The 21,914-nt window shown below is 63.8% G+C and carries 19 protein-coding genes; 13 read left to right on the top strand and 6 right to left on the bottom strand.

Annotation, left to right across the window (positions count from 1 at the left end; translation table 11 throughout):
- The first annotated feature begins 360 nt into the window (after positions 1-360).
- Positions 361-1,059, top strand: coding sequence for a dienelactone hydrolase family protein (locus C2L66_RS00585; RefSeq protein WP_054929466.1), 699 nt, complete (start codon positions 361-363; stop codon positions 1,057-1,059).
- A gap of 104 nt (positions 1,060-1,163) precedes the next feature.
- Positions 1,164-2,663, top strand: a complete 1,500-nt coding sequence (locus C2L66_RS00580; protein ID WP_098021492.1) for an amidase — start codon at positions 1,164-1,166, stop codon at positions 2,661-2,663.
- Here C2L66_RS00580 and C2L66_RS00575 read toward each other — a convergent pair.
- From C2L66_RS00575 to C2L66_RS00550, 5 genes are all read right to left on the bottom strand, one after another.
- Positions 2,660-3,970, bottom strand: coding sequence for an MFS transporter (locus tag C2L66_RS00575; RefSeq protein ID WP_060599420.1), 1,311 nt, complete (start codon positions 3,968-3,970; stop codon positions 2,660-2,662). The genes C2L66_RS00580 and C2L66_RS00575 overlap by 4 nt on opposite strands.
- Before the next feature lie 257 nt (positions 3,971-4,227).
- Complete coding sequence (locus C2L66_RS00570; protein WP_054929463.1) at positions 4,228-4,539, bottom strand: high-potential iron-sulfur protein; 312 nt, start codon at positions 4,537-4,539, stop codon at positions 4,228-4,230.
- A gap of 239 nt (positions 4,540-4,778) precedes the next feature.
- Positions 4,779-5,885: an NAD(P)/FAD-dependent oxidoreductase gene (locus tag C2L66_RS00560; protein ID WP_054929462.1), complete on the bottom strand. Its 1,107-nt coding sequence runs from the start codon at positions 5,883-5,885 to the stop codon at positions 4,779-4,781.
- 280 nt (positions 5,886-6,165) lie between these two features.
- The gene (locus tag C2L66_RS00555) at positions 6,166-6,453 is read right to left on the bottom strand and encodes a DUF4148 domain-containing protein (RefSeq protein WP_060599422.1); all 288 of its coding nucleotides are present in this window, start codon (positions 6,451-6,453) and stop codon (positions 6,166-6,168) included.
- Between the two features lie 229 nt (positions 6,454-6,682).
- Positions 6,683-7,660, bottom strand: coding sequence for an AAA family ATPase (locus C2L66_RS00550; RefSeq protein WP_054929460.1), 978 nt, complete (start codon positions 7,658-7,660; stop codon positions 6,683-6,685).
- A gap of 325 nt (positions 7,661-7,985) precedes the next feature.
- On the opposite strand from C2L66_RS00550, the gene C2L66_RS00545 reads away from it, so the two are divergent.
- Both C2L66_RS00545 and C2L66_RS00540 read left to right on the top strand, forming a co-directional pair.
- Positions 7,986-8,492, top strand: coding sequence for a hypothetical protein (locus tag C2L66_RS00545; RefSeq protein ID WP_054929459.1), 507 nt, complete (start codon positions 7,986-7,988; stop codon positions 8,490-8,492).
- Between the two features lie 28 nt (positions 8,493-8,520).
- On the top strand, positions 8,521-9,318 hold the full coding sequence (locus C2L66_RS00540) for an endonuclease/exonuclease/phosphatase family protein (RefSeq protein WP_035987090.1): 798 nt from the start codon (positions 8,521-8,523) through the stop codon (positions 9,316-9,318).
- 15 nt (positions 9,319-9,333) lie between these two features.
- Here the strand turns inward: C2L66_RS00540 and C2L66_RS00535 are convergent, their stop codons facing one another.
- Entirely contained in the window at positions 9,334-10,317 is a 984-nt protein-coding gene (locus C2L66_RS00535; RefSeq protein ID WP_060599423.1) for an aldose 1-epimerase, read from the bottom strand.
- Between the two features lie 307 nt (positions 10,318-10,624).
- On the opposite strand from C2L66_RS00535, the gene C2L66_RS00530 reads away from it, so the two are divergent.
- The 9 genes from C2L66_RS00530 to rqpR all read left to right on the top strand — a co-directional run bounded on the left by C2L66_RS00530 (position 10,625) and on the right by rqpR (position 21,913).
- Positions 10,625-11,677: a LacI family DNA-binding transcriptional regulator gene (locus C2L66_RS00530; RefSeq protein ID WP_054929527.1), complete on the top strand. Its 1,053-nt coding sequence runs from the start codon at positions 10,625-10,627 to the stop codon at positions 11,675-11,677.
- 109 nt (positions 11,678-11,786) lie between these two features.
- A complete protein-coding gene (locus C2L66_RS00525) occupies positions 11,787-12,791 on the top strand; it encodes an ABC transporter substrate-binding protein (RefSeq protein ID WP_035987094.1) in 1,005 nt (334 codons plus the stop codon).
- Positions 12,792-13,248: 457 nt separating this feature from the next.
- Positions 13,249-14,811, top strand: coding sequence for a sugar ABC transporter ATP-binding protein (locus tag C2L66_RS00515; protein WP_176056857.1), 1,563 nt, complete (start codon positions 13,249-13,251; stop codon positions 14,809-14,811).
- Positions 14,804-15,811: an ABC transporter permease gene (locus C2L66_RS00510; RefSeq protein WP_060599426.1), complete on the top strand. Its 1,008-nt coding sequence runs from the start codon at positions 14,804-14,806 to the stop codon at positions 15,809-15,811. Before C2L66_RS00515 ends, C2L66_RS00510 begins: the two co-directional genes overlap by 8 nt.
- A gap of 21 nt (positions 15,812-15,832) precedes the next feature.
- The gene (locus tag C2L66_RS00505; protein ID WP_060599427.1) at positions 15,833-16,813 is read left to right on the top strand and encodes an ABC transporter permease; all 981 of its coding nucleotides are present in this window, start codon (positions 15,833-15,835) and stop codon (positions 16,811-16,813) included.
- 1,032 nt (positions 16,814-17,845) lie between these two features.
- A complete protein-coding gene (locus tag C2L66_RS00500) occupies positions 17,846-18,487 on the top strand; it encodes a LysE family translocator (RefSeq protein ID WP_054929452.1) in 642 nt (213 codons plus the stop codon).
- 521 nt (positions 18,488-19,008) lie between these two features.
- Positions 19,009-19,779 carry a ferredoxin--NADP reductase gene (locus C2L66_RS00495; protein WP_054929451.1) on the top strand — a complete coding sequence of 257 codons (771 nt, stop codon included), beginning with the start codon at positions 19,009-19,011 and terminating at the stop codon, positions 19,777-19,779.
- Positions 19,780-20,293: 514 nt separating this feature from the next.
- Positions 20,294-21,193, top strand: a complete 900-nt coding sequence (locus C2L66_RS00490; RefSeq protein WP_060599428.1) for a sensor histidine kinase — start codon at positions 20,294-20,296, stop codon at positions 21,191-21,193.
- A gap of 63 nt (positions 21,194-21,256) precedes the next feature.
- The gene (gene rqpR / locus C2L66_RS00485; RefSeq protein WP_035987111.1) at positions 21,257-21,913 is read left to right on the top strand and encodes a response regulator transcription factor RqpR; all 657 of its coding nucleotides are present in this window, start codon (positions 21,257-21,259) and stop codon (positions 21,911-21,913) included.
- The last annotated feature ends 1 nt before the right edge of the window (position 21,914 follow it).

Genomic DNA, 21,914 nt, shown 5'->3' with positions numbered 1-21,914 from the left:
GCTCTAAAGCTTGGCCGCGATCGTCCGTTAATGCGCCGGATGTGCGTCGAACGCGTCATCACGGGCAAACACAATAGTGGTAGCGCGCGGTCGAGAGCCTGCGCAAACACGCTTAAGCGATGCACTCTATATAGAGTACGCGTGCCGCGGTTTTTGACCGCCGCAACGCGCCTGCAACCCGGTCGCGCCGTCCGCCGGAACGGGAAGTCGTTTCAATCCCCTTACGGGAAGCCCGTCGCGCGGGGCTCTCGCTGCAGTTGCCTTCTTTTGATGGCACACTGAGCGCCCGCTGCGGGCGAGATGCCCGCAAACGATTGCCCGCCCGATAGCGGCTTCACCGTTTATGCAAGGAGAAACAAAGTGAGCGTGAGTTCCCGATGGATCGACATTCAAACCGGCAATGATTCGTTCGGCGCGTACATGTCGACGCCGAAAAGCGGCAAGGGTCCGGCCGTCATCATCATTCAGGAAATCTTCGGCGTGAACGGCCACATTCGCGACGTCGTCGATCAATACGCGCAGGACGGCTATATCGCAATCGCGCCGGATATTTTCTGGCGCACGCAGCCGCGCGTCGAACTCACCTACGCCGGCGCGGATCGCGACAAGGGCATCGAGATCCTGCAGAAGACGAACGTCGATCTCGCCGTCGCCGATATCGGCGCCACGGCTGCCGCGCTGCGGGCGATGCCGGAAGTCACGGGCAAGGTCGCGGGCATCGGCTACTGCTTCGGCGGCCGTCTGGCGTATCTGGCCGCGGCTGAAGGACTGCTCGATATCGCCGTGTCGTACTATGGCGGCGGCATCCAGAACCAGCTAGACAAGGCGCCGCAAATCAAGGTGCCGATGCAGTTCCACTACGGCGAACTCGACCACGGCATTCCGCTGTCGGCAGTCGGTGAAGTGAAGGAGCGCTTCGCGGGCCGCGACGAGGTCGAACTGTATATCTACCCGAACGCCGATCACGGTTTCAACTGCACCGAGCGCGCGAGCTATCACCAGCATTCGGCGGCGCTCGCGCATGGCCGCACGCTGACTTTCCTCGCCACCCACGCGTAAGGTACGCTAGAGGCGCGAGGTGGCCGCGTCGTGCCCGGCGCTTCCATTCAGGGCACGACGCCCCGCGCGTGCCTTCATCACCTTTCTTGTCCGCGAGGGTCGTCGTGCAATCCGATTATCTCGATCATGACGCGATCGGCCTCGCCGATCTCGTGCGCAAGCGCAAGGTGAGCGCGCGCGAACTGCTGGAAACCGCCATCGCGCGCGCCGAAGCTGCCAATCCCGCGATCAACGCCATCGTTCTGAAGGACTACGACGCCGCGCGTCAGCGCGCATCGCGCGAGCATGCGAACGGCGAGCACGACACGATTGGCGACGGAGCACTCGCCGGTGTCCCGTATCTCGTCAAGGATCTCGGGCTGCCCGTCAAAGGCCTGCGCATGTCGATGGGCAGCCGTCACTACCGCCATTTCGTTCCCGACGAAGACGCGCCGCTCGTCACGGCCACGCGCGCCGCCGGACTCAACATCTTCGGCAAGACGAGCACGTCGGAAATGGGCCAGATGCCTTATACGGAGCCCGAACTGTTTGGGCCGTGCCGCAACCCGTGGAGTCTCGATCACACGCCGGGTGGCTCCAGCGGCGGTTCGGCCGCCGCCGTCGCGGCGGGCATCGTGCCGCTCGCGCATGCGTCGGACGGCGGCGGCTCGATCCGCATTCCCGCGTCGTGTTGCGGCCTCTTCGGACTCAAGCCATCGCGCGGACGGCAGCCGTCGAACGCCGTGCCTGCGCCCGGCGATCTCGGCATCGATCACGCCGTCTCGCGCAGCGTGCGCGACAGCGCGCTGCTGCTCGATCTCACCTCAGGCAACGCCGGCCGTCCGATGGGTGCGCCCGGCACCTTCCTCGCCGCCGCCGGCGAACCGTGCAAGCCGCTGCACATCGCGTTCGTCACCGACCCGATGCTCGCGCCCGCGCTGTCCGCCGACGCCCGCGCGGCGCTCGACGACGCCGCACAACTCGCGGCGTCGTTGGGCCATCACATCGAGCCCGTATCGCTCGGCATCGATTTCGCGAGCCTGCGCGAAGCGTTCCTGATGATCTGGTCGGTGAGCGCCGAAAACCTCGTGCTACGGGCCGATCAGATCACGGGACGCAAGCCCAATCGTGAGGAATTCGAAATCGCCACGTGGACGATGGGTCATATCGGCCGCAAATTCGGCGAGCGCGAATTGCCTGCCGCGCTGGAGGCGCAGCGTCAGGTGAGCGCGAAGCTCGCGGATCTGATGACGCGCTACGACGTGATCCTGTGCGCGACGCTCGCGTCCGCGCCGATCAAGATCGGTGAAATGCAGCCCACCGCCGTCGAGAAAATGCAGATGCGCGCCGTCACCACGGTGCCCGTCGAGCCGCTGATGCGCAAGCTGCTGACAGAAGTGTCGAACAAGGCGTTCGCTTGGGCGGGCTGCACGGAGTTGTTCAATCTGACGGGACAACCGGCGATGTCCGTGCCGCTCTACTGGAACGCGCGCGGACTGCCTATCGGCGTGCAGTTCGCTACGCGCGACGGCGGCGAAGCGACGCTGCTGCGGCTCGCCGCGCAACTGGAAACGGCGCGTCCGTGGTTCGACAGGCGGCCGCCGCTGATGCCCGCGCGCAGCTAGCGCCGCCCCAGCACGTCGACGGGCTTGCGCATCGCGTCGAGATCGGCATGACGTTTCGCAGGCATGCACGCAACGGCGACGATCGACAGCGCGAGCCCGCTCATCACATAGTATGTCGGCGCGAGCGGCGAACCCGTCGTCTTGATCAGCCACGTGACGATGAACTGGCCAAAGCCGCCGAACAGCATCACCGCAAAGTTGTAGGCGAGCGAAAGGCCGATCGAGCGCACGTTCGCCGGAAAGAGCTCGGCCATCAGCGCGCCGAACGGACCGTAATAGCCGGATAGCGTGATCGACAGCACGGCCTGCACGAGAATCAGCTTCGAAACGCTCGGCGCTTCCTGGAGCCACGCGAAGAGCGGATAGATCAGCACCAGCGTGAGACCCAGCGACCACAACGACAAACCCTTGCGCCCGATACGATCGGACCACGCGCCCGTCAGCGGCGACAACACCATCAGCAGCAGATTCCCGACGATCACCGCCGAGAACGAATCCGAATAAGGCAGCTTCAGTTGCTTGACCGCGAATGTCGGCAGATAGCTGATCAGCACGTAGATCGTCACCGTCAGCGCGATCACCGAGCCCAGACCGCAGAGCACGTCGCGCGTATGATGCGCGAAAAGCTCGCGGAGCGTCGCGCGGCGCGCGGTCTTCTTCGCATGCAAAAATGCTTCGGAATCCGCGAGATTGCGGCGAATGTAGAAACCGATCGGCCCGATCAGGAGACCGATGATGAACGGCACGCGCCAGCCCCAAGATTTGAGCGCTTCCGGCGACAGGCCGCGCGTCACCAGCGCGCCGACGATCGCGCCGAGCAGCAGTGCCGCTGCCTGGCTCGCCATCTGCCAGCTGCCGTACAGACCGCGCTTCGAGAACGGCGCCGCTTCGATCAGCAGCGCGGTCGAACTGCCGAACTCGCCGCCCGCGGAGAAACCTTGCAGCAGACGCCCGACCACGATGATGACGGGCGCGCCGATGCCGATTGCCGAGTACGGCGGCGCGACGGCGAGCAGCGCAATGCCGAGCGTCATCAATGCGATGACCAGCGAAAGCGCCGCCTTGCGTCCCGCGCGATCCGCGTACAGGCCGAGCACGATGCCGCCGACAGGCCGCATGAAAAACGCGACGCCGAAGCTCGCCGTGGTGAGAAGAATCGACGCGTAGTCGCTGCTGGAAGGAAAGAAGAGTTCAGCGATGACGACGGTGAGAAAACCAAAGACGGTGAAGTCGTACCACTCGAGTGCATTACCGATGACGGCCGCTGTGACCGCACGGGTATTGAGGCTCCTCGCTGCTTGTGACATCGATGTCTCCGGCCTTCGTCGAGGCGGCGTCGGGGTGCGTTGTTTGAAGCGGTTCGAATGGGCCGTCGTGGAGGCCCCGCGCGCAAGCCATGCGAGTGTAAAAGAGCACGACATTGGATTTCAAGCAACTTTCATACGACAAAGAGCGCGACACCGCGTTGCACGGTGCGCGCTCTAGCCGTTACTGCAGATGGCACATGCGGCGATGCTGCATTGCGTCGCCCGACGCATGTCCATGCCGCCTGGATTTCGTTGTATCAGGCCTTCTTGTTATATGCGCTGCACCAACCCTTGCTCGCGACCTGCTTGCCCGCGAACATCGGGCAGCCGGCGTAGGCGTCGGTGGCCTTGCCCTGATAGAAACTGCAATTGCCGCAGTCCTGCCCTGCTGCGTACTTCGAGTATTTGGCCTTGTCGACCTTGGATGCGTCTTCCTTGTAGCCGAGCGCCTGCGCGGTCGGATCGGATTCCGCGACCTTCGGCGCGTCGGCGAACGCCTGGCGCGACAGCGCGAGCGTCGATGCCACACCGATACTCGTAATCAGAAACGTACGACGTGAATTGTTCATGGGAAGTCACTCCATTGGTATTGTGGGGATCTACGCCGTTCTGACGACAGCGATCCCCAAGCATATCAATGAAGCCGCCGCGCGTGAGGCGTCAAATGTCGGTCATAAGGGAATCCGTACCGTGTGCGTGGGTGGGCCAACGCGCGCGTGGCCGATGTCACGCGCGCGTCATGCGGTGTCGCCGGCGCGATGTGACGGCGCCGTGACGACCCAGATTCGATTTCCGCGCAGTCGCGCGCTCAAGCGCGGCCGCTGACTTCGCACACGCGCTGCGCAATGGCCAGCGAGGCCGTTAGACCCGGCGATTCGATACCGAACAGATTCACCAGACCGCGCACGCCGTGCGCGGCGGGGCCTTGAATCAGGAAGTCGGCGGCCGGCTCGCCGGGACCCGACAGCTTCGGACGAATGCCAGCGTAGGCCGGCTGCAGCGCATGATCGGGCAGTGCCGGCCAATACGTGCGGATCGCCGCGTAAAACGATTCGGCCCGTTGCGGATCGACGTCGTAGTTGATCGAATCGACCCATTCGACGTCCGGGCCGAAGCGCGCCTGGCCGCCGAGATCGATAGTCAGGTGCACGCCGAGCCCGGCTTCGTTCGGCATCGGATAGATCAGGCGGTGAAACGGCGCGCGCCCCGAGATGCTGAAGTAGTTGCCGCGCGCCAGATAAAGCGGCGGCACATGGCGCGCGTCGAGCCCGCGAATCTTGCGCGCGATCGCGTTCGCTTGCAGGCCCGCGCTGTTGATGACGCACGCGGCGCCGATGGTAGTTGGCGAACTGCCGCCTACCTTGACGATGAAACGTCCGTTGATCGCTTCGATCGCTTCGACGGGCGCATGGAACGCGTAGACAGCGCCATCGCGTTCGGCGTCGCCTTGCAGCGCGAGCATCAGCTGGTGGCTGTCGACAATGCCCGTCTGCGGCGAGAACACCGCTTCGACACATTGCAGCGCCGGTTCCAGCGCCTGCGCTTCCTCGCCGCTGATCCGCATCAGATCGAGCACGCCGTTTTCCTTGCCGCGCGCCATGATGCTTTCGAGCTGGGGAATCTGGTTGCGCGCCGTCGCGACCAGCAGTTTGCCGCAACGCTGGTGCGGCACGCCGCGCTCTGCGCAGTAGTCGTACAGCATCTCGCGGCCGCGCACGCACAGCGCCGCCTTGAGCGAGCCGCGCGGATAGTAGATGCCCGCGTGTATGACTTCGCTGTTACGGGAACTCGTGCCGACGCCGATGGCTTCCGCCGCTTCCAGCACGATCACTTCACGTCCACGCGCTGCCAGCGCGCGCGCGACGGCAAGACCGACGACACCAGCGCCGATCACCACACATTCGATCTGATCCATGTCCGTTGGACGCGGCTCGATGCGCCGCGTTCTACCTCGTCGTCCACCAGGATTTCGATAGCGTGCGGTGTCGTCAAAACCGTGACCGCGTGCTGTCGAACGCTTCACATGCACAATGCGAAATAACGCGACGCGCTACAGACACAAATGCCCGCAGCCTTGTGCGGCTGCGGGCATCAATATGTGGGAACGCGTCGAGCGTTTGACTCAGTGTACGCCCACGACGGTCGTTCCAGGTGAATTTGGCGGACTCGTTCCGCCTGAGCCACAACAGGCTTGATCAATCCTGCGCAGTTGTGCGTTTGAACAGATGACGGACGTCGACGTGCGCGATTGGTACCGTATAACCGCCCGTTGCTAACTGCTGAGGATAGGCGGGGGCGTTCGGATTGAGGCTCAGTTCGCCGTTCGCGCGGGCTTGCGCCAGATCGGCCTTCACCTCGGCGCGCGTCTTGGGCCCGTTGACGCTGGACGGGGTCTGCGTCGGAGCCGGGCTATAGCCGCTTGCAAAAGCGGGCGCGGCGACGACTGCGGAAATCAGCAAAGCGGCAAGCGAAAGCTTTTTCATGATCGGTTCCTGAGGTGAAGTCCGGAGCGAAACGCGGTTTGCATTTCAGTGAACCGAGTCTAGTCCTCGGCTATCGGATTGCCGACCCTCATTAACGGAATTGACTGTTGCTCGAATACGCTCAAATCAGGCGCGAATCGCCCCGTTTTGGCTATGGAGTGGTTGCAACATTGGAACAATGAACAGGCCGCGCGAGGGCGGCCTGTTCGCATAAATAACGCGAATGACGCTAGAAACCGATCGGTTTGCGGCGCGAATTGTAGTCAAGGCGAATGTCATCGGCGCCGATATGGTCCCGGCTCGCGATGCGTGCCGAGCCGAAGCCGTTGAGGATCGCGCGACGCATTTCGCGCGGCGACGCCTGCGCCAGCGCATCGAGCGCCGCGCCGCCGAGTTGCGCGGGAAACCGCTGGCCCCAACCGTGCGCCGAGCGGATTTCGTGGTAGATCGACTGCGCGATACGCCGCGAGCCGTCGCGGTCCGGCGGCGGAATCTCGTAGACGTTCATCCGGTTCAGGATCGGCTCGGGAATCGCGCGTTCGTCGTTCGCGGTCGCGATCCAGATCACATGGCCCGCGTTGATCGGAATCTCCGCGAACTCGTCGATAAACGTCTGCGCGGTATCGTGTTCGAGCAGCGCGTACAGCGCGCCGAGCGGATCGTATTGCGAGTCGCCCGTCGCCTTGTCGATTTCGTCGACGGCGATCACGGGGTTGGCGTAGCTGCCGTGCACGAGCGCGTCGAACACCTTGCCCGGCTTCGCGTTCTTCCATTGCGACGATGCGCCCGACAAAATCCAGCCCGCCGTCAACGAACTCATCGCGACATAGTGATACGCCGTGCCGAGCATCCGCGACAGCTGCTTCGCGAAGTGCGTTTTACCGATGCCGGGATCGCCGAGCAGCAGAATAGGCATCAGTTCGAGGCGGTCGTCGGTTTCGAGGCACAGCGCGACCTGCTTGCGGATATCGTCGAGCGGCTCGGTGAAGTTGGGTAGCGAGCCGATCAGATCGTCGATCGACGGCATCCGGTTCGGCTTCACGCAGAAGCGCAGATTGCCGACCTTCAGCATCTTTTCGTATGTGGAACGCAGTGCGTCGTTGGCGCCTTCGCTGAGTTCGTTCAACGCCGTTTCGACCTGATCCAGGTCATAGACCTCGCTGAACGATGCAACCGCGATTTCCTGTTTAACCATGGCCGTTGTCATTGCTTCACCCCGTCGTGCTGGTCTTGCATCCGCAGCGTCCCCGACGCCGCCTCAATTTCAGTGTAACGACGCCGAAATGGCATGCAAGCCAGCAGTCACGAGGGTCTGCTGCTAACCGCACATGCCGGGCGAGACAATTGCTTGAATCGTCACGTCCGCGCCCCTATCTGCAATGCAATGTAACCGCCGCGCGCTGAACCTTGGTTCCAGATCGGGTGTCAGAAAACCGTTATCCCGATAAAGCGTAAGATGGTCGGCGGTCGCAGAAAGAACGCGCGGATGCCGCACGCTTTAACGAAACGCAGCTTCCGGAGACTTTTTGTTCATGTGGAAAACCAGCCTCGTCGCCGCCGTGTTCGGCACTACGTTGATGGCTCAGGGCACGATGGCGCAGACGCCGCCGCGCAGCGCGCCGCCCGTCGTCAAATGGGAGTTGCAGGTGATGCGCGACGGCCAGCAGATCGATTCATTCGACGGCAACACGACCGTCGGCCAGGCGCGCACGGATACGCACCATCACGTGGTGCAGAACAGCGTCGGTTGCAAGGACGTGCCGGCGGGCAGCATCGATCTCGCGCGCACGTTGACCATTTCGCCAACTCAGGCTGATGCGAGCGGCGTCACGTTCGTGATCGACGCGCAGGAAACCCTCGAAGAACCGTCCACGCGCACCACGAGCACCGGCTGCAAGCTGCCGCCGCAGCCGCGCCAGGTGAATGCGAGCCATCCGGGGCTGAAAGTGCCGCCGGGCGACTGGACGTCATGGACGATCGTCGACAAGGAACCGAATCTCGTATATCGATTGCGTGCAAGCGTCGCAAACAACCCGTGAACTTAACGAAAAACGTGGATAACGCGGCATGCGAAACCCCGAAGAACTGATACGCGAAAACCTCGACAGGAAAGACTTCATCGCCGTGAGCTGGAACCTGCACAAGGGCCGCTCGCCGCTCGGCTTCCAGGCATGGCAGGCGATGCAGCGCTGGGTACAGTCGGTTCATGCCGACGCGTATTTCCTGCAAGAAGCAATGGCGCGCCGGATGCCCGGCCCCGTGCTGGCGAGTTCGTTTGGCGCGCGCCTGGGCGACATCGACGATGACGTGTGGCATTGCCAGGCGACCGAAATCGCCGATGCGCTGCAGTTGCAGATCGCGCTGGGGCCGAACGTATTCAAACCGTCGTGGCGGCACGGCAATGCGATCCTGTCGCCGCACCCGCTCGATCTCGGTGGACGCTGGGACATTTCCGCGCACCGCTTCGAGCGGCGCGGCCTGCTCGTCGCGCGCGCGACGTTCGGCGGTCACGCGGTGACGTTGCTGTGCGCGCATCTCGCGCTCACGCGCCAGGCACGGCTGCGTCAGATGCACTGGATCGCGCACTGGATCTCGAAAGAAGCGCCCGACGGCCCGCTCGTGCTGGCGGGCGACTTCAACGACTGGCGCAACGATTCCGTGCCGCTCTTTCGCGAGCACGGCCTTGAAGAAGTCGCGACGCTGCTGGGCGAGCCCGGACGCACGTTTCCGGCGTTCTCGCCCGCGCTGGCGCTCGACAAGATGTTCGTACGTGGGATGAAACCCGTCGAATGGATCCAGCCGGCGCAAGAGACGGCATGGCTGTCGGATCACCTGCCGTATATGGCGCGGCTGCGCGTCGACTGAACGCGGCGCGATGCGTCAGTCGCGCTGCGGCGTCCAGTTGAGTTCCGCGCTGAGCGTTTCGCCGGGCTGCAGCACGCGGTAGCCTGAGCGCTGGCGCGCGCCATCGTTGGCGTTGAAGCAGTCGGTCGTATTCGTGACGGGCTCGACGCACAACTGCACATCGTTCGCCGGTGCGAACACCACCAGATAATCGAAAGGCGCAGCGGCCGTCAGCGTCACGCTGCGCCTTTCGTCCGGCCATGCAATCGTCGCGCTGCGCGTCCAGCCGCTGAAGTTGTTGTCCAGCTCGAACGCGTCGGCGCTCATGCCGCGCCTGAGCGCGTCGACGGCGCCATGCGGGCCGAGATGCGTGGGCAGCACGTGCGCATCGGCATGCCACATTGCTTCCACATGCGCGGTGATCACCGTGTTCGACGTGCGCGGATAGTACGGATGATGGCCCATGCCGAACGGCATCGGGCTTTCCGACAGACTCTGCACGGCGAGCGTCACGCGCAGCGCATCGCCCAGCAACTCGATGCGCTGGCTCGCACGATAGTGAAACGGCCAGTCGCCAGGCGCATCGGCATCCGGCACATGCTCGAAATGCAGTTCGACCGAGTTCGCCGTGCGCGCGCCTATGCGCCACGGTCTGCGCCACGCGTGACCATGCAGCGCGTGCGCATAGCCGTTTCCGTCGCCGCCTAGATCGATCGTACGGCCGCCGAACTCGAAGCGCGCGTCGCGTATGCGGTTGCAATAGGGAAACAGCGGGAAGCTCGCCATTCGCAGCGGATCGCGCGCGCCGAGCGCCGCGCGCGTCGCGGGACGCAGCCAATGCAGCACGCGTTGCGACGTCGGCTCAGGCACCACATCGAAATAAGCAGCAATCGATCCGCCAACTTCCGGCGCGACCACCAGCGTCGTATTGCCACTGGACAGCACGACGAGCGACGGGTCGTCGATCTGCAGATCGGTGGCAGGATCCGCTGCGGACGGATGAAGGGAAGCTTCGCGCATAGTCGTTTGAATGGGCGTGGGCGGTTGCGACGTCGTCGGGCGCGCGCGTTCGATGCCATGCGCCGAAGCGGCCCGCGCGACCGAGAATCGCACGGAAGAACCCTTCGGTCAATATTATTAGTAATAATTCCGGAAAAATCCGCCGGCAAACGCCATCGCCGGGAACCCAAAAAGCGGGTTTGCGTGTGTTGTCCAGCGCATATTATTAATGGTACCGTCAGTGCCACGATGCCTGCGGCATTCACCGTCAACGAGCCGCCGTTGCGCGGCCAGATCAATGAAAAAATCGACTCAGCGCCGCCCGACGATGACCGATATCGCCAAGCTCACCGGCGTATCGCAATCGACTGTTTCTCTCGTCCTGAACAACGCGAGCAGCGCCAAGTTTTCCGAAGCGACCCGCAACAAGGTGCTGAAAACTGCGCAGGATCTCGGCTATCGCCTCACCCCGCGCGAACCGCTGCCGCCGTCGTCGGGCGAGCGCAATCTGATCATCTATCTCGCCGACGAAATCTCGACCAGTCCGCACCCAGTCGTGAACATCGACGGCGCGCGCGATGCCGCCTACGCAAACGGCAAGCTGCTCGCCGTCTATTCGACGCACGGCAATGCCGACGTCGAGCAGCAGGTGCTCGACGCGGCGCTCGCGAGCCCGACCGTGTTCGGCGTGATCTACGCGACCGTCTACACCCGCAAGGTGACGTTGCCCGCCGCGCTCGCGCGCGTGCCGACCGTGCTGCTGAACTGCTACACGAGCGAGGGCGGCCAGTCGTCGATCGTGCCCGCAGAAGTCGCGGGCGGCCATGTCGCGACCGAATACCTGCTGCGCGCGGGACACCGGCGGATCGGCTATATCAACGGCGAGCACTGGCAGGACGCGGCGAAAGACCGCCTGAAAGGCTACCGCACCGCGCTCGCCACGGCCGATCTGCCGTTCGCGCCGGAGCTGGTCCGCGACGGCGACTGGAGCTCGGGCACGGGCTTCGAGCACACGCTGTCGCTGATGCGCGAGCCGCATCCGCCGACCGCGATCTTCTGCGCAAACGACCTGATGGCGCTCGGCGCGATCGAGGCGCTAAAGCAACTCGGCTACCGCGTGCCCGACGACGTCTCCGTGCTCGGCTACGACGATCAGGAAATCGCGCGCCACACGCATCCGCCGCTGTCGACCGTCGTGCTGCCGAACTACGAACTGGGCCGCTGGGCTGTCGATACGCTGCTCCAGGAAGTGCACAACCAGGCAGCCGGCGCGCCCGTACGGCACCGGATGGTGAAACTCGACGGGCCGTTGATCGAACGCGGGTCAGTCAGGGAAATTACCGAGGCAAAACGCGCTGCAATTAATATTATTAGTGATTGACCAATAATAATTCACGATGAAATAATCGGCACGTCCGGTCACACCACCGACGTGCCGGCGGCAGTTGAAGCACAAAAGCAAAACACACCAACTGGTACTGGAGGAAGACATGGCGTCGCACAATCGGGATTCGCGCGGGCAACGGCTTCAGCCGCTCGCCGCAGCATTGCTGGCAGTCGCTTTGGGAGTTGGCATGGCATCGGCGCAAGCTGACGATCTGCCCAAAATCCCCACCAAGAAACCGCTGAAAGTGGGCTTCGCGCAGACGGAGAGCAACAACCCGTGGCGTCTGGCGGAAACGCAAAGCTTCAAGGACATCGCAGCCAAGTGTGGCTGGCAGATGGTGATGACGGACGCCAACGGGTCCAACTCGAAGCAGGTCTCCGACATCCAGAGCATGATCGCGCAGCACGTCGATCTGCTGGTGTTCCCGCCACGTGAAGAGAAGCCGCTTGCGCCCGTGGTGCTGCAGGCGAAGAAAGCGGGCATCCCCGTGATTCTCGTCGACCGCAACGTCGATCAATCGGTGGCGAAGGCGGGCCGCGACTACATCACGTTCATCGGCTCGGACTTCATCGACCAGGGCCACCGCGCCGCCGACTGGCTCGTCAAGGCGACGGGCGGCAAGGCGAAGATCATCGAACTCGAGGGCACGACGGGCGCGTCCGCCGCGAACGACCGCAAGAAGGGCTTCGACGAAGTGATCGCGAAGAATCCGGGCATGTCGATCATCGCGTCGCAAAGCGGCGACTTCGCGCGCGACAAGGGCCGCCAGGTGATGGAAACGCTGCTGCAGGCGCATCCCGACGTCACGGCTGTGTACGCGCACAACGACGAAATGGCGCTCGGCGCAATTGCCGCGATCAAGGCGGCAGGCAAGCAACCGGGCAAGGATATCCAGATCGTGACAATCGACGGCACGAAGGGCGGCCTCGACGCGATCGCGGCCGGCGAGCTTGGCGCTAGCGTGCAGTCGAGCCCGTTCTTCGGCCCGCTCGCATGCGATGTCGCGCAGAAGTTCGCGAAGGGCGAGAAGGTGCCGACGTGGGTCAAGGTGTCGGACCGCTTCTATGACAAGGGCAACGTGCAGGAAAGCATGCAGTACGGCTATTGAGCGTTCGTTGATGTAACCCGGCTGGCGCGCCCCGGTTTTCATGCTGCGAGGCGCGCCCGGCACGGCCGACAAGCAGGGCTCCACCGGGCGTTCGCGCCCGGCTGACGGGAAGGGTTCGAGGCGACGTGTCCGTGGCGCGCGCGTTCGCGTTCCGTGGAACGTCGCTTCGCTTTGCCGGGCGTACCATCGACCTCGCGAACCGATCGACAGCAAGTCATTTCTCGCGGCGGCCATTGCGATCACCACGGGCGGCGCTGCATCGCTCGCGATGCAGCGTGGGGCGACCGTGAGGCGCGAAGGCGCTAATGCTGGTCGACCGCGCTGCATGGGACCCGCGTAAGCGCTAAAGCGCTAACGCGGGTCGACAAAGGAGACACACGTGACGCAATCCCACGCGCCTTCCGACGCGGCCCCCGGCGCTCATCCGCCGCCGTCCTCACGCGCGCCCCTGCTCGACATGCAAGGCATCGACATTTCGTTCGGCGGCGTGCCCGCGCTGCGCGGCGCGAATCTCAGCGTCGCCGCGGGCGAAGTGCACGCGCTGATCGGCCAGAACGGCGCGGGCAAATCGACGATGATCAAGATCCTCACGGGCGCCTACCGGCGCTCGGGCGGCAGCGTGCGCTTCGAGGGCCGCGAGATCGATTTCCGCACGCCCAAGGAAGCGCGCGAAGCAGGCATCAGCACGATCTATCAGGAGATAAACCTGGTGCCGTTCCGCTCGGTGGCCGAGAACATTTTTCTGGGCCGCGAGCCGCGCCGTTTCGGGTTGATCGACTGGCGCGACGTGCAGCGGCGCGCGTTCGCGCTGCTCGAATCGTTCGGCTTACAGATCGACGTGAAGAAACCCGCCGGCAGCTATTCGACGGCGATTCAGCAGATGGTTGCGCTCGCACGCGCCGTGTCGTCGGACGCGAAGATGGTCATCATGGACGAATCGACTTCGTCGCTCGACGAACGCGAAGTCGAACTGCTGTTCACCGTCGTGCGCAAGCTGCGCGACGATGGGCGCGCGGTGATCTTCGTGTCGCACCGGCTCGACGAACTGTATGCGCTGTGCGACCGCGTGACGGTGATGCGCGACGGCCAGACCGTCGCGCAAAGCGCGATGAAGAATATCGACAAGCGCCAGCTCGTCACGACGATGCTGGGCCGCACGCTCGCCGCCGTCGTGCAGGACGACAGTGCCGCGCGCGAGGCGAATCTCGCGCGGCGCGGCGACAAGGCGATTTCGGCGCGCAATCTGTCCGCGCATCCGAAAGTGAGCGACGTGTCGCTCGATGTGCACGCGGGCGAAGCCGTCGGCCTCGCGGGTCTGCTCGGCTCGGGGCGCACGGAAACGATGCGCCTGCTGTTCGGCGCGGACCCCGTCGGGCGCGGCACGCTGTCGATCAACGGCAAGGAGGTCGCGCTGAAGTCGCCGCAGGACGCGATCGCGCGCGGCCTCGCATATCTCACGGAAGACCGCAAGGCCGAAGGCATCGTGCCGGATCTGTCGGTGCGCGACAACCTCACTCTCGTCTGTCTGCGCACGCTGTCGAAGCACGGCATCGTCGATGTGAAACAGCAGCAGGCGATCGTCGATCGCTTCATCGCGTCGCTCGGCATCAAGCTGCGTTCGCCCGATCAACCGATCCGCGAACTGTCGGGTGGCAATCAGCAGAAGGTGCTGCTGGCGCGCTGGCTCGCTGCGCAGCCGTCGCTGCTGCTGCTCGACGAACCGACGCGCGGCATCGACGTCGGCGCCAAAGCCGATGTCGCGAAGATCGTGCGCGAACTGCGCGACGAAGGCATGGCGGTGTTGTTGTCCGCTTCCGAACTCGAAGAACTGACGGCCGTGGCCGATCGCGCCGTCGTGATCCGCGACGGCCGCACGGTCGCCGAACTGGACGGCGCGCAAATGAGCGAATCCGCGATCATGGACGCGATTGCCTACGGCAGCGCGGGCACCTCGCAACTGGTGGAAGCGGCGCAGTCCGCACATATCGACGATGCACTGGAGGACGACCGTCATGGCTGATGAGTCGCTGCGCAACGACGGCGCGCCGCTCGCTTCGGCTTCAGCGTCGCCTGATCCATCGACCGTGAAAAAGAAGCGGCGCATCACCATTCAGCGCGAAATCGTCGTGCTGCTGGCGATGCTCGTCTTCAACCTGCTCTTCACACAGCACTTCTGGTCGCTGCAAACCTTCAACGTCAATCTGACGCAGGTCGTGACGATCGTGATTGTCGGCATCGGCATGACGCTGGTTGTCGCGACGGGCGGCATTGATTTGTCCGTGGGCGCGTCGATGGCGATTGCGGGCGCGCTTGCGCCGATGCTGTTCCTGCATATCGCCGGACCGCTCGGCATTGCGCTCGCGTTCGTGCTGCCCGTTCTGGCCGCCGCCGTGTGCGGCGTGTTCAACGGCTTTCTCGTCACGCGATTAGCCGTGCAGCCGATTGTCGCGACGCTCGTGCTGTTCATCGCCGGGCGCGGCATCGCGCAAGTCGTCACCGACGGCAGTCTGCAGGCGTTCAACAACCCCGCCTTCCAGTGGATCGCGCTCGGCAAGGTGGCGGGCGTGCCGTTCCAGGTGCTGCTGATGTTCGCGCTCGTCGCGTTCTTCGCGTGGGTCGTGAAGAAGACGCTATTTGGCCAATATCTGCTCGTGACGGGTGGCAATGAGAAGTCGGCGTATTTGAGCGGCGTGCCGACCGCGCGCGTGAAGATGATCGCGTACACGCTGTGCGCGGCGCTGTCGGGACTCGCGGGGCTCATTTCGATTTCGGTGAATTCGTCGTCGGATGCGAATGTGGTCGGGCTCGGCATCGAGCTCGATGCGATTGCGGCCGTGGCCGTCGGCGGCACGGCGTTGACGGGCGGCAAGGCGTATATCGGCGGCACGCTGATCGGCGCGCTGATCATCCAGTTGCTGCGCTACACGCTGCTTGCGCACGGCATTCCCGACGCGGCCGCGCTCGTCGTCAAGGCGGGCATCATCATCGCGGCTGTGTACGTGCAGCGGCGTTCGCGCTAACGCTTTGCAAAAGACGATCCGATGAAAAAGAACCTGCCCATCCTGATCGCGCTTGGCGCGCTGATCGTGCTCGGACTCGTGCGCTACGAGCATTTCGCATCCGAGTACAACATCACGTCCTTCTGGCGCTACAACTCGATGTTCGCGCTGATCTCCGTCGGCATGGCGTTCGTGATCATTACGGGCGGCATCGACCTGTCCGTCGGCACGGTCGCGGCGATGTCGAGTGTCGTGGCCGCGCTGGCGAGCCCGTACGGCGGCTGGGTTGCCGTGCTGGCGGGCGTGGGCGCGGGCCTGCTGGTCGGCGTGCTCAACGGCATCATCATCACGCGGCTGAAAATTCTGCCATTCATCACGACACTGGCGACGAGCCTCGGCGCGCACGGGCTCGGGCTGCTGCTCGGCAGAAACGATGCGGTATCGATTTCGTCCGATACGAACTTCGCGAACTTCGGCCAGGGCGATATGTTCGGCCTGCCGGTTCCCGGACTGATCGCGCTCGCCGCTGCCGTCGCGGGCTGGCTCGCGCTGCGCAGCACGCGCTTTGGCCGGCATTCGCTGGCGATCGGCGGCAGCGAGGAAGCGGCGCGTCTGATGGGGCTGAATGTTAGCCGCACGCTGGTCGCCGTGTATGCCGTGAGCGGCTTGCTAGCGGGGTTGGCGGGCGTGATTCTCGCCGCGCAGTTTGGCGCGGGGCAACCGAATGAAGGCGTCGGCTGGGAGTTGTTCGCGATCTCGGCTGTGGTGCTCGGCGGCACGTTGCTGACGGGCGGCGAAGGGTCGATCGCGATGACGATCGCGGGCGTGCTGTTGCTTGGGCTCGTTTTTAATTTGCTGAACTTTGAGAATGGGCGTGGGTTTATTAGCCTGTCGGCGTATTGGCAGTCGGTGATACGGGGCGTGTTTCTGTTGCTGGTGATCGTGCTGCAGGCGCGTGTGTTGAAGCAGCGGGGGAAGAAGCATACGGGGGCGGGGGCGGGCGCGGGGCAAACGGTGGGGTGAGGTTTTCTGCTTTTGCTTTTGCTTTTGCTTTTGCTTTTGCTTTTTGCTTTTTGCTGGCATCCGCGATTTGCCTTCGTGCTTCGAGCACCGCCAGGTGGCGTCTTTAGCTTTGCGCTAGCATCCGCGAATTGTTAGCTCGCTTCACGCGTCGCCCCTGTGCGGGGCGGCACCTACTTTTCTTTGCCGCCGCAAAGAAAAGTAGGCAAAAGAAAGCGGCTCAAACCGCCAGTGCTAGTTCTTGCCTGAGGGCCCCCAAAGGGTCTTACACTTCACACGGCAATCACGTGACCCGTGCTCGTTGCCAGCGCGCTGAATGAGCGCCTCACCCGCTTCACCCACCCGTGTTTCAGCACGCCGCGCCAGACAGCTCACCGCCGCCCAGGTGGCAAACTGTGTGTCGGCATTCGCGCCATACGCGCACCACTCCGGACCGATAGCGCATGCGTCCCACCCTGTAAGAGCGCCAAGCCATACGACGCGACAACCTACACACAGTTTGCCACCTGGGCGGCACATACCATTCGCTGCCGCTTACACGGCTACGGGAATTCGAAGCGGGTGAGGCGTTCATTCGAAGCGTTGGCAACGGGCACTAAGCACGGCACTGGCGTGTGAAGTGTGGGGACGTTGGGGGCCCGTGGGTAAACGTCAAGAATTGGCGGTGTGAGCCGCTTTCTTTTGCCTACTTTTCTTTGCGGCGGCAAAGAAAAGTAGGTGCCGCCCCGCACAGGGGCGACGCTTGAAGCGAGCTAACGTAGAGCGGATGCCAGCGCAAAGCCCAAAACACCAAACTGCGACACGCGAAGCACGCTAACAAATCGCGGATGTCAGCGAAAGCAAAGGCAACCCAAGGACACCAGCGCAGAGTCATCACGCGTATGCCAATGCAAAGCCCCCCGCAGGACGACGCAAACCGTATCGCACAGCTGCGCCTGACCGACGGTCAAACCAACCCCGCCCCAGAGTAACATCGCGGTTTCTTTCGCCCTCTTCCCTCAAACGCCCCGCCGCCCAGCGCGGCAAACCGTCGCCATGCATCACTACCTGCCGATCCTGCTGCAAATCGCCCTCGTCTACCTGATCGCGCTGATCAGTCCCGGTCCCAACTTCTTCATGATCACGCAACTGTCGCTGGCGGGAAGGCGCGGGCTGGGCGCGGCATCCGCGCTGGGCGTCGGCACAGGCTCGACCGTCTGGGCCTCGCTCGCAATGCTAGGCTTCGCGACCGTGCTGCAACGCATCGACTGGCTGTACAACGGCATTCGCATCGCGGGCGCGATCTACCTGGTGTGGTTCGGCATCAAGCTCGTATGGGCAAGCACGAAACGCGGCGAAACCATCGTCGTGAACGTCGAAACGCCGCCCGCCAACGACCGCGGCGCCCATTTCCGCGCATGGCGCACGGGCATGCTCACGTGTCTGACAAATCCGAAATCCTGCGCGTTCTGGACCAGCATCTTCGCGACGCTCTTCCCAGCGCACCCGCCGCTGTGGTTCTACGGCGTCGCGCTCGCGATGATCGGAATGATGTCGGTAGGCTGGTACGGCAGCGTCGCACTGATGTTCGCGACGGAGCGCACGCAACGCGGCTACCGACGCCTGCGCCGGCCAATCGACGGCGTGTGCGGCGCACTGCTCGTCGGCCTCGGCGCAAAACTCGCCGCCGAAAGCTGAGCGCGGGCGGCCTCTGCGGCCAAGTTTTCCAGCTTCGCGAGAAGGGTCAATGCTGCAGCGCGCGAAAAGTTTCCGGTATTATCCCGAAATAGCGCCTACCAGCGCCTGTTTTCGTTGACGGCTGCCATCGCCCGATGATCGACGGGCGAAAGCCGGTCAAGCGGCAACGGCCCGAACGCCCGTCGCAGATGGGCTAGACCCGTAGGGCAAGACCCGCGTGGGTTTTCGTAGGGTCATCCGGGCACAGACCCAGCGCCGCACACCCCAGCAGTACACCCATGCCGCGCCGCAGTTAGCCGTTCCGGGAAAACCGGACGACAGCCGCGCCGGCGCTTGATAACCAGCTTGACAGACCACATTCACCGTTCGACCCGCTGCGGCAATGCCCGGCGCGGAACGCGGTAAAATAGCGGATTGCGCATCATTCCCGGGTCGCTTCCGGTTCGGGACGGTGCATTGCCTTTGCCGTGCCGGCCCCGCTTTTATGTGGCCGACCTTGATTTCGCACCATCGAAGAAGCCATGAGCAACCTGAATCCACAAACCGTCCTGAGCGTCCACCACTGGACCGATACGCTTTTCAGCTTCACCTGCACGCGCGACGCGTCGTTCCGCTTCGAAAATGGCCAGTTCACGATGGTCGGCCTCGAAGTCGACGGCAAGCCGCTGATCCGTGCATACAGCATGGCTAGCGCCAACTACGAAGAGAACCTCGAATTCCTGAGCATCAAGGTGCAGGACGGCCCGCTGACGTCGCGCCTCCAGCATCTGAAGGTCGGCGACCAGGTCCTGATCGGCAAGAAGCCGACGGGCACGCTGATGGCCGACAACCTGCTGCCCGGCAAGACGCTGTGGCTGCTGTCCACCGGCACGGGCCTCGCACCCTTCATGTCGATCATCAAGGACCCGGACGTCTATGACCGCTACGAGCGCGTCGTGCTGACGCACACCTGCCGTTTCGTCGACGAACTGGCCTACAAGGAATACATCACGGACCACCTCCCGGCGCACGAGCACATCGGCGAGCTGATCCAGGAAAAGCTGGTGTATTACCCGACCGTCACGCGCGAGCACTTCGCGAACCGCGGCCGCATCACCGATCTCATCGAAACGAAGAAGCTCTTCGAAGATCTCGACCTGCCGCACTTCTCGCTCGAAAACGACCGCGTGATGCTCTGCGGCAGCCCGCACATGCTGCGCGACACGCGTGAACTGCTCGACAGCCTGGGCTTCCAGGAAGGCAGCAACAATAATCCCGGCCACTACGTCGTCGAGAAAGCGTTCGTCGGCTAAGACTGCGCCCACACGCGCTGGCGCCGCGTCGACGACGCGCGCGCACGCCGCAACACCCGAAACCGGAGCCTTCGCGCTCCGGTTTTTTCTTTTGGCGCGTCAGACTGCGCGGAGCGGTTGGCGGATCGAGCCTGGACGCGCCCATGTCCAGCCGGATATCGCGTTACAAATTCAATGGCTATTGAATAACCTTGCATGTAGGAATTTGTCCGACATAAGCTGTAGCGGCCGCCTCGACTATTGCGTGAATTTTGCGCTGCAAGCCAAGATGGACGGGCATTTTTTCTTTTTTTAAGATATGATCCCAGCGCAGCAGCATTTGACAGACTATTAACAATACTGTCTTCTATTTGTTACAGAATGTAAATTTCGTTACGTCCCGACGTAGCGTTTTTCCGTCGAGATAGTTCCTGTGACGGACATATCTGGGGGTCAGGGTTCGCATGCGTTCTTCCGTCTACATGCTGCCGATGCGTCGCTGTGGCGCCGGCCGAGTCGTTTCGTGAGCAGCGCCATGGATTCGTCGATCGTAGTGCCGATGCATGTGCACGGCGCGGCTGGTCGCGCAAGCGATGCCACGCGCGCATCCAGTGCGTCTGCCCGCCGCCGCTCCAGCAAAGCCGCGATCTCAAACCACGCCAACCCGGACGCCACTGCCGACGCCACGGCGCGTACAGCATCCAGCGACGAACTCGCGCGTTTGCAGGCGCGCGTGCGCGAGCTGGCGTCCGAACTGATGCGCACGCAGGAAACCACGCGCCGCCATGTCGCGCAGGAACTGCATGACAGCCTCGGCGCCGAACTGACGGCCGCGCGCTTCGCGCTCGCGGGCGTCGAAACCTGGCTGCCCGCCGATGCCCCGTCCCAATGCACCGCCGCCCTCGCCACCGCGCAGCGTTCGCTCGACGCCGTCACCGAAGCGGCGCAACAGGCCGTCGGCGACCTGCACTCGCCGACGCTCGACAAGGGCATCGTCAGCGCGCTGTCGCACTGGACCAACAGCTTCGCCACACGCACCGGCCTGCGCATGAGCTTCGTGTGCGCCGCCGACGCCCGCCTGACGCGCCTGTCCGCCGATGCATCGCTGGCTGTGTTCCGCGTCGCCCAGGAAGCGCTGAACAACGTCGCCAAGCACGCGCGCGCGTCGGGGGCCGACATGCGCATCGAAACCACCGCGCAGCATCTGAGCATCGTCGTCAGCGACGACGGCGTCGGCATTCCCGCGCACGCCGGACAGGACGAGCGCCAGTTCGGGCTGGCGGGCATGCGCGCGCGCTGCAACGCGTTCGACGGCGAATTGCGCGTCGCCGCGTCCGCCGGTCAGGCGCGCGGCACGACCGTGCACGCGCGCTTCGAGTGGAAAGCCTTGCTGGGCAATGCTCCGCGCGCGCGACGCACCGCCATCCGTCTGTGAACCGCTCGTGAACCGCTCGTGGCCCGCTTGTAACCTGCTGTTTGTGAACACTGACTTCCCGTTATGAGCCTGCGCATTCTGATTGCCGAGGACCACGCCATCGTTCGACAGGGCGTGCGGCAGCTACTGATCGACCGCGGCGTCGCCGACGACGTCGCCGAGGCGCAGACGGGCACCGAGGTGCTCATGGAAGCATCGAAGCACGTGTACGACGTGATCCTGCTCGACATTTCGCTGCCGGACATGAACGGCGTCGAGGTGCTCAAGCGTCTGAAGCGCAAGCTGCCGCGCGTTCCCGTGCTGATGTTTTCGATGTACCGCGAGGACCAGTATGCGGTGCGCGCGCTGAAGGCAGGCGCGGCCGGCTATCTGTCGAAGACCGTCGACGCCACGCAGATGATCGCCGCGATCCAGCAGGTCGCGGCGGGCCGCAAGTACGTGAGCCCGGCGATGGCGGAAGCGCTCGCCGATTACGTATCGTTCGACGGCGAGCAGTTGCCGCACGAAAAGCTCTCCGACCGCGAATACCAGACGCTGTGCATGCTCGCGTCGGGCAAGCGGCTGACGGATATCGCGAACGCGCTGTCGCTGTCGGTGAAGACGGTGAGTGTCTACCGCACGCGGCTGCTGGAGAAAATGAAGCTGCGCAACAACGCCGAGCTGACCTTCTACGTGATGAGCAACCGCCTCGTCGACCTGAATCCGGCGATGGCGGGCTGAC

It is taken from the genome of Paraburkholderia caribensis (assembly GCF_002902945.1).
Lineage (GTDB): Bacteria > Pseudomonadota > Gammaproteobacteria > Burkholderiales > Burkholderiaceae > Paraburkholderia > Paraburkholderia caribensis.
The sequence above is the reverse complement of the archived record's forward strand: the minus strand, read 5'-3'. Positions and strand labels throughout refer to the sequence as shown.

What these genes read in the sequence shown, in the direction of transcription:
- C2L66_RS00505 (WP_060599427.1), top strand. Translation starts at nt 15,833, where the DNA reads ATGAAAAAGAACCTGCCCATCCTGATCGCGCTTGGCGCGCTGATCGTG.
- rqpR (WP_035987111.1), top strand. Translation starts at nt 21,257, where the DNA reads ATGAGCCTGCGCATTCTGATTGCCGAGGACCACGCCATCGTTCGACAG.
- C2L66_RS00560 (WP_054929462.1), bottom strand. Translation starts at nt 5,885, where the DNA reads ATGGATCAGATCGAATGTGTGGTGATCGGCGCTGGTGTCGTCGGTCTT.
- C2L66_RS00575 (WP_060599420.1), bottom strand. Translation starts at nt 3,970, where the DNA reads ATGTCACAAGCAGCGAGGAGCCTCAATACCCGTGCGGTCACAGCGGCC.
- C2L66_RS00515 (WP_176056857.1), top strand. Translation starts at nt 13,249, where the DNA reads ATGCAAGGCATCGACATTTCGTTCGGCGGCGTGCCCGCGCTGCGCGGC.
- C2L66_RS00510 (WP_060599426.1), top strand. Translation starts at nt 14,804, where the DNA reads ATGGCTGATGAGTCGCTGCGCAACGACGGCGCGCCGCTCGCTTCGGCT.
- C2L66_RS00530 (WP_054929527.1), top strand. Translation starts at nt 10,625, where the DNA reads ATGACCGATATCGCCAAGCTCACCGGCGTATCGCAATCGACTGTTTCT.
- C2L66_RS00490 (WP_060599428.1), top strand. Translation starts at nt 20,294, where the DNA reads ATGGATTCGTCGATCGTAGTGCCGATGCATGTGCACGGCGCGGCTGGT.
- C2L66_RS00495 (WP_054929451.1), top strand. Translation starts at nt 19,009, where the DNA reads ATGAGCAACCTGAATCCACAAACCGTCCTGAGCGTCCACCACTGGACC.
- C2L66_RS00525 (WP_035987094.1), top strand. Translation starts at nt 11,787, where the DNA reads ATGGCGTCGCACAATCGGGATTCGCGCGGGCAACGGCTTCAGCCGCTC.
- C2L66_RS00570 (WP_054929463.1), bottom strand. Translation starts at nt 4,539, where the DNA reads ATGAACAATTCACGTCGTACGTTTCTGATTACGAGTATCGGTGTGGCA.
- C2L66_RS00535 (WP_060599423.1), bottom strand. Translation starts at nt 10,317, where the DNA reads ATGCGCGAAGCTTCCCTTCATCCGTCCGCAGCGGATCCTGCCACCGAT.
- C2L66_RS00545 (WP_054929459.1), top strand. Translation starts at nt 7,986, where the DNA reads ATGTGGAAAACCAGCCTCGTCGCCGCCGTGTTCGGCACTACGTTGATG.
- C2L66_RS00550 (WP_054929460.1), bottom strand. Translation starts at nt 7,660, where the DNA reads ATGACAACGGCCATGGTTAAACAGGAAATCGCGGTTGCATCGTTCAGC.
- C2L66_RS00540 (WP_035987090.1), top strand. Translation starts at nt 8,521, where the DNA reads ATGCGAAACCCCGAAGAACTGATACGCGAAAACCTCGACAGGAAAGAC.
- C2L66_RS00555 (WP_060599422.1), bottom strand. Translation starts at nt 6,453, where the DNA reads ATGAAAAAGCTTTCGCTTGCCGCTTTGCTGATTTCCGCAGTCGTCGCC.
- C2L66_RS00500 (WP_054929452.1), top strand. Translation starts at nt 17,846, where the DNA reads ATGCATCACTACCTGCCGATCCTGCTGCAAATCGCCCTCGTCTACCTG.